This window comes from Azoarcus taiwanensis (genome assembly GCF_012910885.1).
Classification (GTDB): Bacteria; Pseudomonadota; Gammaproteobacteria; order Burkholderiales; family Rhodocyclaceae; genus Azoarcus_F; species Azoarcus_F taiwanensis.
This window is the reverse complement of record NZ_WTVM01000289.1, coordinates 1-585: the sequence shown is the minus strand read 5'-3', so window position 1 is coordinate 585 and position 585 is coordinate 1. Positions and strand designations below refer to the sequence as shown.

Annotated in this window: 1 protein-coding gene; it reads left to right on the top strand. The window is 68.9% G+C overall.

The annotated features are described in order from the left end of the window. Nucleotides 1–518 (top strand): Mu transposase domain-containing protein (locus GPA21_RS20360; RefSeq protein ID WP_422614187.1); only part of this gene is annotated, 518 nt, incomplete at its 5' end. Nucleotides 519–585 lie beyond the last annotated feature (67 nt).

Genomic DNA, 585 nt, shown 5'->3' with positions numbered 1-585 from the left:
AGCAACTGATGCGCTGGCAGGCCGAGATCGCCGACTTGCGCATCCACGGCACGACGCACCAGCGACCGATCGATCGCTTTGCCCAGGAGGCCGCCGCCCTGGTGCCCACCGCAGGGCAGGCGAGCTTCCTGCAGGCGATGGTCCGCTCCCGTGTGGTGGGCGAAGATTGGCTGGTGTCGATCGATGCCAACCGCTATTCGGTCCCGTTCGGTCTGATCGGCCAGACGGTCGAGGTCGTGCGGATCGGTGGCAACTGGCAGATTCGTCACCGTGGGCGCCTGGTCGCCGAACACGCGGTGCTGGCCGGGCGCGCCCAGCTCTCGGTCTGCCCCGAACACGGCCCAGGTGCGGCGATGCGCACTGCGCGCCAACGCCATGGCGGCCCTGCTGCATCGCCCCGTGGTGACGACGGTTTGCGCCCAGCGTCCGACAAACTCGCCGTCGAGGTGCGCGATCTCGCGCTCTACGACCATCTGTTCCACACCGGTGTCGTGCACAACCGACAGGAGGGGGCATGATGACCAAGGCCACGAACCGGTCCGCACCCGGCGCCGTGCTTCCCACCCCGGCACAGCTCGAGCGCCT